The organism is Ensifer oleiphilus, from assembly GCF_013371465.1.
In the GTDB taxonomy this organism is placed as follows: Bacteria; Pseudomonadota; Alphaproteobacteria; order Rhizobiales; family Rhizobiaceae; genus Ensifer; species Ensifer oleiphilus.
Window position 1 is genome coordinate 877,144 of the sequence record NZ_JABWDU010000001.1, and the last position, 15,108, is coordinate 892,251.

17 protein-coding genes are annotated in these 15,108 nt (G+C 61.0%); 13 read left to right on the forward strand and 4 right to left on the reverse strand.

Annotation, left to right across the window (positions count from 1 at the left end; genetic code table 11):
* The first annotated feature begins 12 nt into the window (after nt 1–12).
* The 12 genes from ctaD (at nt 13) to rnhA (ending at nt 9,089) form a co-directional block, all read left to right on the forward strand.
* On the forward strand, nt 13–1,701 hold the full coding sequence (ctaD, locus tag HT585_RS04160) for a cytochrome c oxidase subunit I (protein WP_176351728.1): 1,689 nt from the start codon (nt 13–15) through the stop codon (nt 1,699–1,701).
* A gap of 98 nt (nt 1,702–1,799) precedes the next feature.
* Nucleotides 1,800–2,756: a heme o synthase gene (locus tag HT585_RS04165; protein ID WP_176351729.1), complete on the forward strand. Its 957-nt coding sequence runs from the start codon at nt 1,800–1,802 to the stop codon at nt 2,754–2,756.
* The gene (locus tag HT585_RS04170; RefSeq protein WP_053250651.1) at nt 2,756–2,896 is read left to right on the forward strand and encodes a hypothetical protein; all 141 of its coding nucleotides are present in this window, start codon (nt 2,756–2,758) and stop codon (nt 2,894–2,896) included. Before HT585_RS04165 ends, HT585_RS04170 begins: the two co-directional genes overlap by 1 nt.
* Before the next feature lie 11 nt (nt 2,897–2,907).
* Nucleotides 2,908–3,507: a cytochrome c oxidase assembly protein gene (locus HT585_RS04175; protein WP_176351730.1), complete on the forward strand. Its 600-nt coding sequence runs from the start codon at nt 2,908–2,910 to the stop codon at nt 3,505–3,507.
* Between the two features lie 64 nt (nt 3,508–3,571).
* Complete coding sequence (locus tag HT585_RS04180; protein WP_176351731.1) at nt 3,572–4,450, forward strand: cytochrome c oxidase subunit 3; 879 nt, start codon at nt 3,572–3,574, stop codon at nt 4,448–4,450.
* Between the two features lie 94 nt (nt 4,451–4,544).
* Nucleotides 4,545–5,045, forward strand: a complete 501-nt coding sequence (locus HT585_RS04185; protein WP_246707564.1) for a L,D-transpeptidase family protein — start codon at nt 4,545–4,547, stop codon at nt 5,043–5,045.
* The gene (locus tag HT585_RS04190; RefSeq protein ID WP_176351732.1) at nt 5,042–5,425 is read left to right on the forward strand and encodes a DUF983 domain-containing protein; all 384 of its coding nucleotides are present in this window, start codon (nt 5,042–5,044) and stop codon (nt 5,423–5,425) included. The genes HT585_RS04185 and HT585_RS04190 overlap by 4 nt, the downstream gene beginning before the upstream one ends.
* Nucleotides 5,418–6,161, forward strand: a complete 744-nt coding sequence (locus HT585_RS04195; protein ID WP_176351733.1) for an SURF1 family cytochrome oxidase biogenesis protein — start codon at nt 5,418–5,420, stop codon at nt 6,159–6,161. Before HT585_RS04190 ends, HT585_RS04195 begins: the two co-directional genes overlap by 8 nt.
* A gap of 53 nt (nt 6,162–6,214) precedes the next feature.
* Nucleotides 6,215–6,580 carry a DUF1304 domain-containing protein gene (locus HT585_RS04200; RefSeq protein ID WP_176351734.1) on the forward strand — a complete coding sequence of 122 codons (366 nt, stop codon included), beginning with the start codon at nt 6,215–6,217 and terminating at the stop codon, nt 6,578–6,580.
* A 3-nt stretch (nt 6,581–6,583) separates the two neighbouring features.
* Nucleotides 6,584–7,591, forward strand: a complete 1,008-nt coding sequence (ispH, locus tag HT585_RS04205) for a 4-hydroxy-3-methylbut-2-enyl diphosphate reductase (protein WP_176351735.1) — start codon at nt 6,584–6,586, stop codon at nt 7,589–7,591.
* A gap of 53 nt (nt 7,592–7,644) precedes the next feature.
* Nucleotides 7,645–8,625, forward strand: coding sequence for a homoserine kinase (locus HT585_RS04210; protein ID WP_176351736.1), 981 nt, complete (start codon nt 7,645–7,647; stop codon nt 8,623–8,625).
* Nucleotides 8,622–9,089 carry a ribonuclease HI gene (gene rnhA, locus HT585_RS04215; protein ID WP_176351737.1) on the forward strand — a complete coding sequence of 156 codons (468 nt, stop codon included), beginning with the start codon at nt 8,622–8,624 and terminating at the stop codon, nt 9,087–9,089. Before HT585_RS04210 ends, rnhA begins: the two co-directional genes overlap by 4 nt.
* 46 nt (nt 9,090–9,135) lie before the next feature.
* On the opposite strand, the gene HT585_RS04220 is transcribed toward rnhA, so the two are convergent.
* Both HT585_RS04220 and HT585_RS04225 read right to left on the reverse strand, forming a co-directional pair.
* Nucleotides 9,136–9,621 carry a redoxin family protein gene (locus HT585_RS04220; RefSeq protein WP_176351738.1) on the reverse strand — a complete coding sequence of 162 codons (486 nt, stop codon included), beginning with the start codon at nt 9,619–9,621 and terminating at the stop codon, nt 9,136–9,138.
* A gap of 142 nt (nt 9,622–9,763) precedes the next feature.
* Nucleotides 9,764–10,612, reverse strand: coding sequence for a protein-disulfide reductase DsbD domain-containing protein (locus HT585_RS04225; protein WP_176351739.1), 849 nt, complete (start codon nt 10,610–10,612; stop codon nt 9,764–9,766).
* Between the two features lie 181 nt (nt 10,613–10,793).
* Between HT585_RS04225 and HT585_RS04230 the strand changes: the two genes are divergently transcribed.
* Nucleotides 10,794–11,387: a YqgE/AlgH family protein gene (locus HT585_RS04230; protein ID WP_412728311.1), complete on the forward strand. Its 594-nt coding sequence runs from the start codon at nt 10,794–10,796 to the stop codon at nt 11,385–11,387.
* Between the two features lie 118 nt (nt 11,388–11,505).
* Here HT585_RS04230 and HT585_RS04235 read toward each other — a convergent pair whose 3' ends face one another.
* Together HT585_RS04235 and HT585_RS04240 are read right to left on the reverse strand one after the other, a co-directional pair.
* Complete coding sequence (locus tag HT585_RS04235; protein WP_176351740.1) at nt 11,506–14,415, reverse strand: EAL domain-containing protein; 2,910 nt, start codon at nt 14,413–14,415, stop codon at nt 11,506–11,508.
* The gene (locus HT585_RS04240) at nt 14,415–15,026 is read right to left on the reverse strand and encodes a GNAT family N-acetyltransferase (RefSeq protein ID WP_176352182.1); all 612 of its coding nucleotides are present in this window, start codon (nt 15,024–15,026) and stop codon (nt 14,415–14,417) included. Before HT585_RS04240 ends, HT585_RS04235 begins: the two co-directional genes overlap by 1 nt.
* Nucleotides 15,027–15,108 lie beyond the last annotated feature (82 nt).

Consider the following 15,108-nt stretch of genomic DNA (forward strand, 5'->3'; position numbering starts at 1 on the left):
GGAGCTCGACCCATGGCTGGAACAGCCGCTCATCACGACCAACGCCATGATCATTCCGATCATGGTCATGCAGACCACGCGCATAAGCCGTTGACCTTCTTTCAGCGCTGGTTTCTGTCGACCAACCACAAGGACATCGGCACACTCTACCTGATCTTCGCGATCTTCGCGGGCATCATCGGCGGCACGCTGTCGATCTTCATGCGCGCCGAGCTGCAGGAGCCGGGCATCCAGATCTTCCACGGTCTGGCGCAGATGGTCTACGGCTTCGAGGGCGACGCTGCCATCGACGGCGGCAAGCACATGTTCAACGTGTTCACGACCGCGCACGCGCTCATTATGATCTTCTTCATGGTCATGCCGGCGCTGATCGGCGGCTTCGCCAACTGGATGGTTCCGATCATGATCGGCGCGCCTGATATGGCGTTCCCGCGCATGAACAACATCTCCTTCTGGCTGATCATTCCGGCCTTCCTGCTGGTGCTGCTTTCGATGTTCGTCGAAGGTCCGGCAGGCGCCTATGGTGCAGGGGGCGGGTGGACGATCTATCCACCATTCTCGACGTCGGGCATGCCCGGGCCAGCGATGGATCTCGTGATCCTCGGCCTGCACATTGCCGGCGCGTCGTCGATCCTCGGTGCGATCAACTTCATCACCACGATCCTGAACATGCGCGCTCCGGGCATGACGCTGCACAAGATGCCGCTGTTTGCCTGGTCGGTTCTGATCACCGCCTTCCTGCTGCTGCTCTCGCTGCCGGTTCTGGCAGGCGGCATCACCATGCTTCTGACCGACCGCAACTTCGGCACGGCCTTCTTCGCGCCTGAAGGCGGCGGCGACCCTATCCTGTTCCAGCACCTGTTCTGGTTCTTCGGTCACCCGGAAGTGTACATCCTGATCCTGCCGGGCTTCGGCATCGTCAGCCACATCGTTTCCACCTTCTCGCGCAAGCCGATCTTCGGCTACCTCGGCATGGCCTACGCCATGGTCGCGATCGGCGCCGTCGGCTTTATCGTGTGGGCACACCACATGTACACCGTCGGCATGTCGCTCGACACGCAGCGCTACTTCGTCTTCGCGACGATGGTTATCGCGGTTCCGACCGGCGTGAAGATCTTCTCGTGGATCGCGACGATGTGGGGTGGCTCGATCCGCTTCACGACCCCGATGGTCTGGGCGATCGGCTTCATCTTCCTGTTCACCGTCGGTGGCGTTACGGGCGTTCAGCTCGCCAACGCCGGCCTCGACCGTTCGCTGCATGACACCTATTACGTGGTTGCTCACTTCCACTACGTTCTGTCGCTCGGCGCCGTGTTCGCCATCTTCGCTGCCTGGTACTACTGGTTCCCGAAGATGACCGGCTACATGTACTCCGAGTTCGTCGGCAAGCTGCACTTCTGGGTCATGTTCATCGGCGTGAACCTGATCTTCTTCCCGCAGCACTTCCTCGGTCTCGCCGGCATGCCGCGCCGCTACATCGACTATCCGGACGCCTACGCCGGCTGGAACATGGTGTCGTCCTACGGCTCGTACATCGCAGCCGTCGGCGTGCTGATCTTCCTCTTCGGTGTTGCCGAAGCCTTCGCCAAGAAGCGCGTCGCAGGCGACAATCCGTGGGGCGAGGGTGCAAACACACTCGAATGGCAGCTGTCTTCGCCGCCGCCGTTCCACCAGTGGGAACAGCTCCCGCGCATCAAGTGATGGGAAAGAAACAGAAGCCGCCGGTTCCGGCGGCTTCACCCCGCCGGAGAACCGGCAAAAGACGGCCCCTATGGGCAAAAGACGATCAAGGACGAGACATGACGGTCATCGACAATCACGAAGCAATGGGCATGGATGGCGCGCCGCGCCTGTCCGAGGCCTCTGCGCGCGATTACTTCGAGCTTCTTAAACCTCGCGTCATGTCGCTCGTCGTGTTCACGGCACTTGCGGGCCTCGTGCTTGCACCCGGACACATCAATCCCTTCATCGGTTTCATCGCGATTTTGTGTATCGCTGTTGGCGCCGGCGCCTCCGGCGCCCTCAATATGTGGTACGACGCCGACATCGACGCAGTCATGACCCGCACGGCCAAGCGCCCGATCCCGGCAGGCAAGATCCTGCCCGAAGAAGCGCTCGCCTTCGGCCTGACGCTTTCAGCCTTTTCCGTGATCATCCTCGGGCTCGCCGTCAATTGGCTCGCAGCCGGTTTGCTCGCCTTCACCATTTTCTTCTACGCCGTCATCTATACGATGTGGCTCAAGCGCTCGACGCCGCAGAACATCGTCATCGGCGGCGCTGCCGGCGCCTTCCCGCCGATGATCGGCTGGGCCTGCGTCACCGGCGGTGTTTCGGTCGAAAGCATCGTGCTTTTCCTCATCACCTTCCTGTGGACTCCGGCACATTTCTGGGCGCTGGCGCTGTTCAAAATGGGCGATTATGGCGCCGTCGGCGTGCCGATGCTGCCCAACGTCTGCGGCCAGGCGACCACCAAGAAGCAGATCGTCATCTATGCGGTGCTGACGGCGCTGATCGGCATCTGTCCCACCTTGCTCGGTTTTGCGAGCATCGGTTACGGCGCGGTTGCAGCGGCCCTTGGTCTCGGCTTCATCTGGTATTCGATCGGCGTTCTGCGCATGCCAGAGACCGATGAGCGCATGCTGCCCGCAAAGAAGCTTTTCGCCTTCTCGATCATGTATCTGTTCGTGATCTTCTCCGCCCTGATGGCGGATCACCTGATCGTCAATATCTGGCTGAATGCCGGGAGTGTTGCCTGATGGAAACCGTCAAGCTGAACGAAGCCCAGAAGAAGTCCCGCCGCGGCCGCAACATTGCGCTCGGTGTCGTCCTGGCTGGCCTTGTCGTCCTCTTCTACGTCGTCACGCTGATCAAGTTCGGCAACGGCATGGTCAACTGAGGAGCCGCAGCATGACGACTTCTCAGAACCCAGAGCAGAAGCAGCGGTCCAACGGTGTCATCGTCGGCACCTGCGTCGCCTTTGTTGTCGGCATGACCGGAATGGCCTACGCCGCCGTGCCGCTCTACGACATGTTCTGCCGCGTCACCGGCTATAACGGCACGACGCAGCGCGTCGAGCAGGCATCGGACGTCATCCTCGACGAAAAGGTCAAGGTAACTTTCGACGCCAACACGTCGGGCGGCCTGCCCTGGGAGTTCAAGCCGGTGCAGCGCGACATCGATGTCCGTATCGGCGAGACCGTGCAGGTGATGTACCGCGCCAAGAACCTTTCATCGAAGCCGACGACGGGCCAGGCGACGTTCAACGTCACGCCGATGCAGGCCGGTGCGTACTTCAACAAGGTCCAATGCTTCTGCTTTACCGAGACGACCCTGCAGCCGGGAGAGGAGATGGAGATGCCGGTGGTATTCTTCGTCGATCCGGACATGGTCAAGGCGGTCGAGACCAAGGATATAAAGACACTGACGCTTTCCTACACCTTCTACCCGCGCGAGCCGTCAAAGCCGGTCGCACAGGTGAAGACGGGCGAAACTGAGAACAAACTTTGACTGGAGGCCCGTTTCGGCTAAGCCGGAAGGGCGACAAGAGAAAGACCTATCGGGGATTACTGACATGGCCGATGCGCATCAGAAGAATCACGACTACCACATCATCGACCCGAGCCCCTGGCCGTTGCTTGCCTCGATCGGCGCATTCGTCATGGCATTCGGCGGTGTCGGCTACATGCGTTATCTCTCGGGCGGCTCGTTCAAGCTGTTCGGCGCAGAGCTTGCCAATCCGTGGGTCTTCTTCATCGGCCTCGCCGTCGTGCTTTACACCATGTACGGCTGGTGGTCGGACACGGTAAAGGAAGCACACGAGGGTCACCACACCCGCGTCGTTTCGCTGCACCTGCGCTACGGCATGATCATGTTCATCGCTTCGGAAGTGATGTTCTTCGTCGCCTGGTTCTGGGCCTATTTCGATGCAAGCCTGTTCCCGGGCGAAGCCATCCAGGCAACCCGCACCGCCTTTACCGGTGGCGTCTGGCCGCCGAAGGGCATCGAGGTTCTCGACCCCTGGCACCTGCCGCTCTACAACACCGTCATCCTGCTGCTTTCCGGCACAACGGTCACTTGGGCGCACCACGCACTGCTGCACAACGACCGCAAGGGCCTGATCTACGGCCTGTCGCTGACGGTCGTGCTCGGCGTGCTGTTCTCCTACGTCCAGGCTTACGAATACGCCCACGCCCCGTTCGCCTTCAAGGACTCGATCTACGGTGCGACCTTCTTCATGGCGACCGGCTTCCACGGCTTCCACGTTCTGGTCGGTACGATCTTCCTGCTCGTCTGCCTGCTGCGTGCGCTTCGTGGCGACTTCACGCCGAAGCAGCATTTCGGCTTCGAAGCGGCCGCGTGGTACTGGCACTTCGTTGACGTCGTCTGGCTGTTCCTCTTCTTCTCCATCTACATTTGGGGTGGTTGGGGCGCGCCGATCGCTCACATGTAAGACGACAAGAGCTCAGCTCATTGTCTATGAGGCGGCTGCGACCATGCAGCCGCCTTATTTTTTTGTCTGTCTTATGGTTGTATCGGGAGGGGGAATGGACATCAAAATGCGCATGGTTGCCGTCGCAACGGTATGGCTCTTGGCGGGGTGTTTTTCTGCACTGGCCGGTGACGTTGCCGATCACGTGGTGGTGCACAAGGAAAAACGCATCCTCCAGCTCTACCGTGGGGATGAGATGCTGCGTGAGTATTCGGTCGCCCTTGGCGGCAATCCCATCGGTCACAAGGAGCGCGAAGGCGACAGGCGAACGCCCGAGGGCCTTTATGTTCTCGACTGGCGCAACGACAAGAGCGGCTATCACCTGTCTATGCATGTCTCCTATCCCAGGCCCGAAGACATCGCTGCAGCGGCAGCCAAGGGCGTCGATCCCGGCGGCATGATCATGATCCATGGCCAGCGCAATTATTTCGGCTGGCTGGCGTTTATGACGCAGATGTTCGATTGGACGGACGGCTGCATTGCGGTTACCAATGCCGAAATGGATGAGATATGGGACATGGTTCCCAACAACACCCCAATCGAGATCAATCCGTGAGTGACGACAAAGCCCTCTATCCGCCGGTCGATCCGGTCATGACAGGCATCAAGGGCCTGTGTCCACGCTGCGGCCAGGGAAAGCTGTTCGACGGTTTCCTGAAGGTCAAGCCCGCCTGCGCCAGCTGCGATCTCGACTATCGCTTTGCCGATTCCGGCGACGGGCCTGTCGTCTTCGTCATCCTCATCGTCGGCTTCATCGTGGTCGGCGCAGCGCTCTGGATGGAGGTCAACTTCAATCCGCCGCTGTGGCTGCATTTCCTGCTCTGGATACCGCTGGCGATCGCTTTTAGCCTCGGCCTGACGCGCATGCTGAAGGGCATCCTCATCAACCTGCAATACCGCAACAACGCGCGGCCGGGCGAGATCGATCGTGGCTGAAGTCTTGACCAAAAAGAAGGCCAGCCTTGTCGGGCGTATCGGCGCCTTCATCCTGATTGCGACCACCTTCGCCATCCTCATCTCTCTCGGCACATGGCAGATGCAGCGGCTGCACTGGAAAGAGGGCCTGCTTGCCGCTATCGCCGAGCACCGGTCGGCGCCGCCGGTGACGATTGCCGAGATCGAAAAGATTTTGGCTGAAGGCGGGGACATCGATTACCGCACCGTTTCGGTTCCCGGGGGGTTCGACCACAGCAAGGAGCGGCACTTCTTTGCGACCTATAACGGCCGCACCGGCTACTACATCTTCACGCCATTGCGGCTCGATGACGGTCGTTTCCTGTTCGTCAATCGTGGTTTTGTGCCCTTCGAGCAAAAAGATTCCTCGACCCGGCTTGCCGGCGAGCTCCCGGCCTCCGTTGCGATCAACGGCCTTGCAAGGCCGAAGCTCAGCGAAAAGCCGTCGTCGATCGTTCCCGACAATGATATTGCCAAGAACATCTTCTACTGGAAGGACCTCGACGCGATGGCTTCGTCGGTCGGGTTTCCCGCCGACAAGGTCCTGCCGTTCTTCGTCGATGCCGATGCGACGCCCAATCCGGGCGGCCTGCCGATCGGCGGCGTCACCCAGTTCGATTTGCCCAACAGTCATCTGCAATATGCCCTGACATGGTACGGCCTTGCCGCGGCGCTGGTGGTTGTCAGCGGTGTCTTCGTCATCCGGCGCAAGCCATAGGCGACCCGATGGCGCCGTGTTATCCCTGAACGACGCAGTTGGGGATATGGGGAATGGCTTTGATATCGGCGATCCTGATCGCGCTGACGGCGCTGTTGCATCTCGGCTTTCTTGTGCTGGAAATGTTTCTCTGGACAAAGCCGCCGGGCCGCTCAGTGTTCCGCATGACGGCCGAGCAGGCCGAGGCGACACGGGTACTTGCCGCCAACCAGGGGCTTTACAACGGCTTTCTCGCAGCCGGGCTTTTCTGGTCTGTCCTGCAGCCGGAGGCGTCATTTGCCTTCGAGTTGAAGGTGTTCTTCCTTGTGTGCGTGATCGTTGCCGCTATATATGGCGCTTGGTCGGTCAAGCCGCGCATCCTGCTGATCCAGGGCGGTTCGGCAACAGCAGCCCTTGTTTTCGTTCTACTGGCATCCTGATCCATGGCATCATCTGCGGCAAAATCTCCGATCACCATTCGCCTTTGCGGGCCGCGCGGCTTCTGCGCCGGCGTCGACCGGGCGATCCAGATCGTCGTCCTGGCGCTGAAGGAATTCGGTGCGCCGGTCTATGTGCGTCACGAGATCGTTCACAACCGCTATGTTGTCGAAGGGCTCGAAGCCAAGGGTGCAATCTTCGTAGAGGAGCTTGACGAGATCCCGCCGGAACATCGCAAGCAGCCGGTGGTGTTTTCCGCTCACGGCGTGCCGAAATCGGTGCCTGCGGACGCCGACACGCGCAATCTGTTCTATCTTGATGCCACCTGCCCGCTGGTCTCCAAGGTCCACAAGCAGGCGATGCGCCACAATCGGCTGGGCCGCCACGTGGTACTGATTGGCCATGCCGGCCATCCCGAAGTCATCGGCACGATGGGGCAGTTGCCGGAAGGTGCAGTCTCCCTGGTCGAGACCATCGAGGATGCGGATGTCTACATGCCGCCTGATCCGGACAATCTTGGTTTCGTTACCCAGACCACACTCTCCGTCGACGATACCGCCGGCGTCATCAAGCGATTGCACGAGCGCTTTCCCAATCTGACGGCGCCGGCCGCGGATTCGATCTGCTATGCCACCACCAACCGCCAGGAAGCGGTGAAGCAGGCGGCACCCGGCTGCGACCTGTTTCTGGTCGTCGGCGCGCCGAACTCGTCGAACTCCAAGCGCCTCGTCGAAGTGGCGCTGAAGGCTGGGGCGAAAAAGTCCGTTCTCGTGCAACGGGCGGCGGAAATCGATTGGGACACGATCGGCGAAATCTCCACAGTCGGCCTGTCGGCAGGGGCATCGGCGCCGGAGGTGATCGTCAATGAGATCATCGAGGCGTTCCGCGAGCGCTACGATGCCGTCGTCGAACTTGCCGACACGGTGGAGGAAAACGAGAACTTCCTCGTCAACCGCGAGATCCGCCATGTGCCGCTGACCGCGGCCGACATGGCCTTCGTCAACGGCGAATAACCCACCTATCTTGCCAGCCTATCTTGCCCGCCCATCTTTGAAAGTGAACAACCGTGGCAGTTTACACCGATATCACGGAAGACGACCTGAGCGCCTTTCTCGAGGCCTATGACGTCGGCCAGCTGACGTCCTACAAGGGCATCGCCGAGGGCGTCGAAAACTCCAACTTCCTGCTGCACACAACGAAGGGCGCCTATATCCTGACGCTTTACGAGAAGCGGGTGAACGCGGGTGACCTGCCGTTTTTCCTCGGGTTGATGCACCACCTCGCCGACCGTGGGCTTTCCTGCCCGCTGCCTCTGCCGCGCGCCGATGGCGAACTCCTTGGCGAACTGTCCGGTCGTCCGGCCGCCGTGATCTCGTTCCTCGAAGGCATGTGGCTTCGCAAGCCCGAGGCTAAGCATTGCCGCGAGGTCGGCAAGGCACTGGCTGAGATGCACCTGGCCGGCCAGGGCTTCGACCTGAAACGTCCCAATGCGCTCTCGGTCGGTGGCTGGCGGCCGCTGTGGGTCAACTCGGAGGCGCGCGCCGATGAGGTGCAGACCGGTCTCAAGGACGAGATTTCAGCCGAACTCGCCCATCTCGAGAACCATTGGCCGAAGACCTTGCCGGACGGTGTCATCCACGCCGATCTGTTTCCGGACAATGTCTTCTTCCTCGGCGACCAGCTGTCCGGCCTGATCGACTTCTACTTCGCCTGCAACGATTATCTCGCCTACGACGTGGCGGTCTGCCTCAACTCTTGGTGCTTCGAGAAGAACGGCTCCTATAACATCACCAAGGGTATGGCGCTGCTTTCGGGCTATGAGAGCGTGCGCAAGCTGACGGCAGGAGAGGTCGAAGCCCTGCCGCTGCTTTGCCGCGGTTCGGCGCTGCGCTTCTTCCTGACGCGTCTTTACGACTGGCTGATGACGCCGGCTGGCGCCCTAGTCGTCAAGAAGGATCCGCTCGAGTACCTGACGAAGATCCGCTTCCATCGGGCGATCGTTTCCAGCGCCGAATATGGTCTGCGGATCGAAGGGGCCTCCGCATGAAACACGTGGATATCTTTACCGACGGTGCCTGCTCGGGCAATCCCGGGCCGGGCGGCTGGGGCGCGGTCTTGCGTTACGGCGATGTGGAAAAGGATCTGTGCGGCGGCGAGGCGGAAACGACCAACAACCGCATGGAACTGCTGGCGGCGATCTCGGCGCTCGACGCGTTGAAGAGCGAGTGCGAGGTCGATCTGCACACAGACAGCAAATATGTGATGGACGGCATCTCCAAGTGGATCCACGGCTGGAAGAAGAACGGCTGGAAAACCGCGGACAAGAAACCGGTGAAGAACGGCGAACTCTGGCAGGCGCTGGACGCCGCCAACCGCCGCCACAAGGTGACCTGGCACTGGGTCAAGGGCCATGCCGGCCATCCGGAAAACGAACGCGCCGACGAACTCGCCCGCAAGGGCATGGAGCCCTTCAAGAAGGGACGCCGTCCGGATTCTCTTCTTGTAAAATGAAAAACGGGCCGTTGCGGCCCGTTTCCATTTGCATTTGTTTCTGTGCTCAGAGCTGTTCCAGCATTGCGGCGGCACCCGAAACCGTCGCCTGGCCCGGGCTGTCCTCGAGGTTGAGCACCTTCACCACACCGTCTTCGACGAGCATGGAATAGCGCTTCGAACGGATGCCGAGCGTTCCGGCGGAGAGGTCGACATCCATGCCGAGCGCCTTGGTGAAGGCGGCATTCCAGTCGGAGAGGAAATGGATCTTGCCCATGCCGCCCGACGACGTCGCCCAGGCACCCATGACATGCAGGTCGTTGACGGCAACCACGGCGATATCGTCGATACCGCGCGACAGGATGGCGTCGCGGTTTTCCAGATAGCCGGGAAGATGGTTGAGCGAGCAGGTGGGCGTGAAAGCGCCCGGAACGGCAAAGAGCACGACGCGCTTGCCCTTGAAGAGCTGTTCGGTCGTCACTTCCACCGGACCATCGGCGGTCTTTTCCTTGAAGGTTGCGGTGGGCAGCTTGTCTCCGACGGCGATGGTCACGGCATTCTCCTTGCGTTGCGCGCACGGCCAGACCTGCATTGCGGAAAGGCGTTGTCGCGGCTTCGAGTTGTCTTGCGTCCGGCTGTCTCCGGCGGTCGTCTTTAGACGCAACCGCCTGAAACGCCTGGACTATAGAGGCGCATCAATCAAAGGCAAGGGTCGTTTCCATGCTGCGGTCCCCGGCGCGCACAGTGAGGATGATCGGCTTCCCCTTGAGGGACTTGTCCTTGGCCGCCAGTCGAACGGGGATCTCCGCCTTGATCTCTGGGCCCTCCGCATTGGTGATCACAGGCTTGCCGAAGGAGACGCCGGAGGCGCCGGCAAGAAACAGTTCGGGAGGCTCCTTGGCCGCATCCGGCGGTAACAGCAACGAGAGCTGCACCACGGCCTTCTGCTCGTCATAGACGACTGTTGCAACCTTGAAATTCTCGGAGGGAGGTTCTGGCAGGGCGGCGACCGCACCATCGATGCGGGCGGCATCAAGCGGGTTGTCGAACTCGCCCTGCTTGAGCGTGAGGTTCAATTCGCCCTGCACCGGTATGCAGATGTCTTCGCAGATGCCAAGAAACACCGAGGCACGGATGTTTACATCCCCGTCACCGTTCACGCGCTTCAGCGTCAGCGGAAAGGCAACGGATTTGTCATAGCCGACATAGTGCACAACCCCGTCGTCGAAGGTCTTGGGAACGGGAAAGCCGATGTTCTCGAGGACGACGCCTTCAATCGGATCAAGGGTGATCTGCGGCGGAATACCGCTGGCGCCTGGCTCACGCCAATAGGTCTTCCAGCCGGGGTTCAGCTTGACCTCGAGCGTTGCCGGGATCGTGCCGTCCCGTTGCGGCGGTGCGGCGACGAGGCGGATCATGCCGCCTGTCGATGTCATCCATTCGCTGGTCGCAGCCTGGGCGCCGGCGGGCAGAAAAAATGCGACGAGAAGGGTTGCCCTGCCGATGCGCTGGACCATGTTCTCATATGTGGGGCGCTTGATCATGCCCAAAGCAATATCGCTTTTACTGGCAGCGCTCCAGACGCCCCTTTGGGCGCGGAGATCATAAATGTTTGATCAGGCAGGGCACGGTAAACGCGCTACGTGCATTATTTGGCGGTCGCGACGTTGAAGCGCTTTTCATTTCGCGACGAATTGGTAGGCTGTCTGCATTATGGCAATAACCATGGCACAGAAGAAGCGGGAACGCGGTTTCCTTGACGGTCAGTTCCTGATCGCCATGCCTGGGATGTTTGACACCAATTTTGCCCGCACCGTCATTTTCATCTGTGCCCATTCGGACGACGGCGCCATGGGGTTTATCCTCAATCGGCCGCAGCAACTGACCTTCCCGGATGTTCTGATGCACCTCGACATCCTTGACGAAGATGAGGCAATCCGCCTGCCGGCGATGACGCGTGACTTCCAGATCCAGGCTGGTGGGCCGGTCGAGACCGGACGGGGTTTCGTCCTGCACTCTGATGACTATTTGAGCGATTCAAGCATCCCTGTCAGCGACGATATCTGCCTGACCGCGACACTCGACATCGTCCGCGCGATCTCACGCGGGGAGGGGCCGCATCGCGCCACCATGATGCTGGGTTATGCAGGCTGGGGGCCTGGTCAGCTCGAAGCGGAAATCACTCAGAATGGTTGGTTGACCTGCCCTGCGCGCGACGAACTGATTTTCGACAAGGCGCTTGGCGACAAATACGATCGCGCTCTCGCCTTGATGGGTGTCAGCCCGGCGATGCTGTCGATCGAAGCCGGCCACGCCTGAAACCAGGCGCTGAGAATACCGACAATCAATGTAGGTGTTGCACGTCGACCAGATTGGCCCGTGTGGCCATCGGGCTGCGTCCTATCCGCAGCCCGCAGTTGGTCCGCCCTTTGCGGGCCTAAGCCCGCTTCATCAGAGGAAACCGCTCTTTCAACAATCGCTGGATGGACTCCGAGCCGATCGGCGGGCCAAACAGGAAGCTCTGGCCATAGTCGCAACCCATCTGCGCGAGCTGGATCGCGTCTTCCTCGGACTCGATGCCTTCGGCCACCACCTGCATTTCAAGTTCGCGCGCCATTGTGATCACCGAGCGCAACAGAATGCCGCGTTTGTCGCTCGGGTCTCGCACCAGCGCCTTGTCGATCTTGATCGTGTCGAAGGGGAACCGGGTGAGATAGGAGAGCGACGAATGGCCCGTGCCGAAGTCGTCGAGCGCCAGCTTCAGCCCGGCTTCCTTCAACTTCTCAAGCACCAGCCGCGCCTGTTCCGGGTTCTCCATCACGAGAGATTCCGTCAGCTCCATCTTCACTTTGGTCGGGTCGCAACGGTTCTTGTTGAGAACGGCTCGAATGTCGTCATAGAGTTCGTTGTTGAGCAATTGCGCGCTGGAAAGGTTAATCGACACGAAGATCGGCAGGTCGCCGGTCTGGATCTGCCATTCCGTGAGGTCGCTGGTTGCCTTGTCGAAGGCGAACATGCCGAGCTGGTTGATCAGGTCGGAATTCTCGGCGATCGGGATGAACTCTGTCGGCGAAACGTTGCCGCGCTTGGGGTGGTCCCAGCGCATAAGCGCCTCGAAGCCAGCGATCTCGGCGTCGCTGAGCCGCACGATTGGTTGATAGACCAGCGACAATTCCTTGCGCTCGATCGCGCGCTTGAGATCGGCTTCGAGCTGCATGCGATCCGAGCCGGAGGTCCTGAAGGCCGGGCGGAAAGGCTCGACGCGGTTGCCGCCTTCCTTCTTGGCGCGGAACATCGCCAGCTCTGCGTCGTCGATCAGGCCGGCGGCGCTCTGTTCCTGGTCGAGCCAGGAGACGAGGCCGATCGAGGCGGTGAGGTTGATTTCCCGGTTGCCGTAGTTGAGCGGCACCATGATCGCCTTGCTGACCGCATCGGCGAAATCGGCGACCTTGGCAGGATCGCGTTCCGACATCAGGATCAGCCCGAACTGGTCGCCGCCCAGGCGCGCGAGCGTATCCTGCGGACGCAGCAGCCGGCGCAGCCGGCGCGTCAGCGCAATCAGGATGTTGTCGCCGGCGGCAATACCGAGCAGGTCGTTGACCTGCTTGTAGCGGTCGATGTCGATGGCAAGCACGGTCGGGCGCGCCGTCGTCGTGCTGTCGGCCATCAGGAGGATCGACTGCAGGCGGTCGAGGAAGACCTGACGATTGGGAAGGCCGGTCAGATTGTCGTGAAGCGCGTTGTGCAGCAGACGTTCGACCGAATTGCGCTGCTCTGTGATATCGATGATCGTGCCGACGCAGCGGATGATCTCGCCATTGGCGCCGAGAACCGGACGGGCGCGGATCGACAGCCAGTGATAGTGGCCGTCCTCGGCGCGCACGCGGAATTCGTGGTTGAGCTTGCCACGGCGATGTTCGAGCAGGACGTCGAGTGTAGCGCGGAAGCGATCGCGATCGTCAGGGTGCAGCCGCGGCAGCCAGTTGCGCAAGGGGCCGTGCATCGAGCCCATCGACAGGCCGAGCTGCAGCGAGATGTCGGGAATGGTGACGACCCGGTCGCGGGCCACATCCCAGTCCCAGACCGTATCGCCCGAGCCCGTGAGCGCCAGCGACTGGCGCTCAAGATCGGAAAACAGCCCCTGCTGATAGGCGCCGCCGGCAAAGGCATGCTGCATGACGGTGAAACCGATCAAGAGCACGATGAGGACGAGACCGCCGCCGAGTGCCGGCTGGACGATGTCGTTGGCGAGCTGGCCGGTGACTGTCAGCCACGCGCCGAACAGCCAGACCAAAATGAGCAGCCAGGCAGGCACCAGCAGGATGGCGCGGTCGTAACGGTTGAAGCCGAGATAGGCGATCAGCACGATGCCGACGGTTGCCGTCAGCGCGAAGGACAAGCGGGCGATGCCCGATGCGATGGCCGGATCATAGACGGCAACGCCGAAGAGCAGGCCGAGGCCGAGGATCCAGGCGAGCGTCGCATAACCCAGGTGCTGGTGCCAGCGATTGAGATTGAGATAGGTGAACAGGAAGATCACGAGGCCTGCCGCGAGGAACACCTCGGTGCCCGCGCGCCATATGCGTTCGTCGCCGGCCGTCACGCTGATGAGCTTGGAGAGGAAGCCGAAGTCGACGCAGATATAGGCAAGCACCGCCCAGGCGAGCGCCGCCGTCGCCGGCAGCATTGACGTTCCCTTAACCACGAACAGGATCGTCAGGAACACCGCGAGAAGGCCGGCGATGCCAAGCACGATGCCGCGATAAAGCGTGAAAGCGTTGACCGTGTCCTTGTAGGCGTCCGGCTGCCAGAGATAGATCTGCGGCAGTTCAGGCGTCGCGAGTTCTGCGACGAAGGTGATGACGGCGCCCGGGTTGAGTGTGATCTGGAACACGTCCGAATCGTCGCTCGGCAGCCGTTCGAGCGCAAAGCCCTCGCTCGGCGTGATCGACAGGATGCGCTGCGACCCCAGGTCAGGCCAGAACAGCTTGGAGTTCACCAGCCGGAAATGCGGCGCGACGATCACCCGGTCGAGCTGTTCGCCGGAAACGTTGGCAAGCGCGAACACGGCCCAGTCGCCCTGGTGGTTCTCGGTGCTGGAGCGCACTTCGATACGCCGGACAATGCCGTCGGCGCCCGGGGCCGTCGAAACCTGGAAGGCTTCGCTGCGACCGCTATAGATCTCGGTCGTCGCGGTCAGGTCGAGTGCGGTGTCCTCACGCGAGATCTTGACCGGCTCAAGCGCATGGGCAATGCCGCCAAAGGCGCAGAAAAGCGTGGTGAGCGTGATCAGGAACGCTGCCAGCTTCGAGACTGACCATGCGAAGGGCGAGCGGGTTAGAGGCATCAAAGGGGCAATTTCCTGTTCGGTACGGCATCGTCGGACAGGAGGGAGAAAAGCACATGGTCACGCCATTGCCCGTTTATCCTCAAGTACTGTCTTAAGTAGCCTTCACGCTCAAAACCGGCCTTTTCAAGGAGCCGGATGCTTCTTGAGTTCTCCGGAATACAGGCTGCTTCAATACGGTGCAACTCAAGGCTCGAAAAGATGTAGGGAATTGCAAGCTTGAGGGCGGCAAACATGTGACCGTGGCCGGCGTGGCGCTCGCCCATCCAGTAGCCGATCATGCAGTTTTGCCCGGCGCCGCGGCGGATGTGGCCGATCGTGAGACCGCCAAGCAGGGTTTCCGCAGGCTTGTGGAAAAGAAAAAGCGGCACGGCCTGGCCCGACGCGAATTCCTGTTCGTTGCGGATGACGCGGCTGCGAAAGGCGCTTTCCGTCATTTCATCGGCGCGCCAGCTCGGCTCCCACGGTTCCAGGAAGCTGCGGCTCTCGCTGCGAAGCTGATACCATTGGCGATAATCGGCGTAACGGGGGAGGCGGAGCAGGTAATCCTGATTGGCGATCTCGATCGTCTCGGGCTGCCGCGACAGGAACCGAAAAACCGATCGTGTCATATGTGCCTCCGAGGCCTTCCAGTTGAACGCGCGGAGTTTCTTGACCGCCCGGCGCACAGTGCCCCTTGCGCTGTCGCAAATC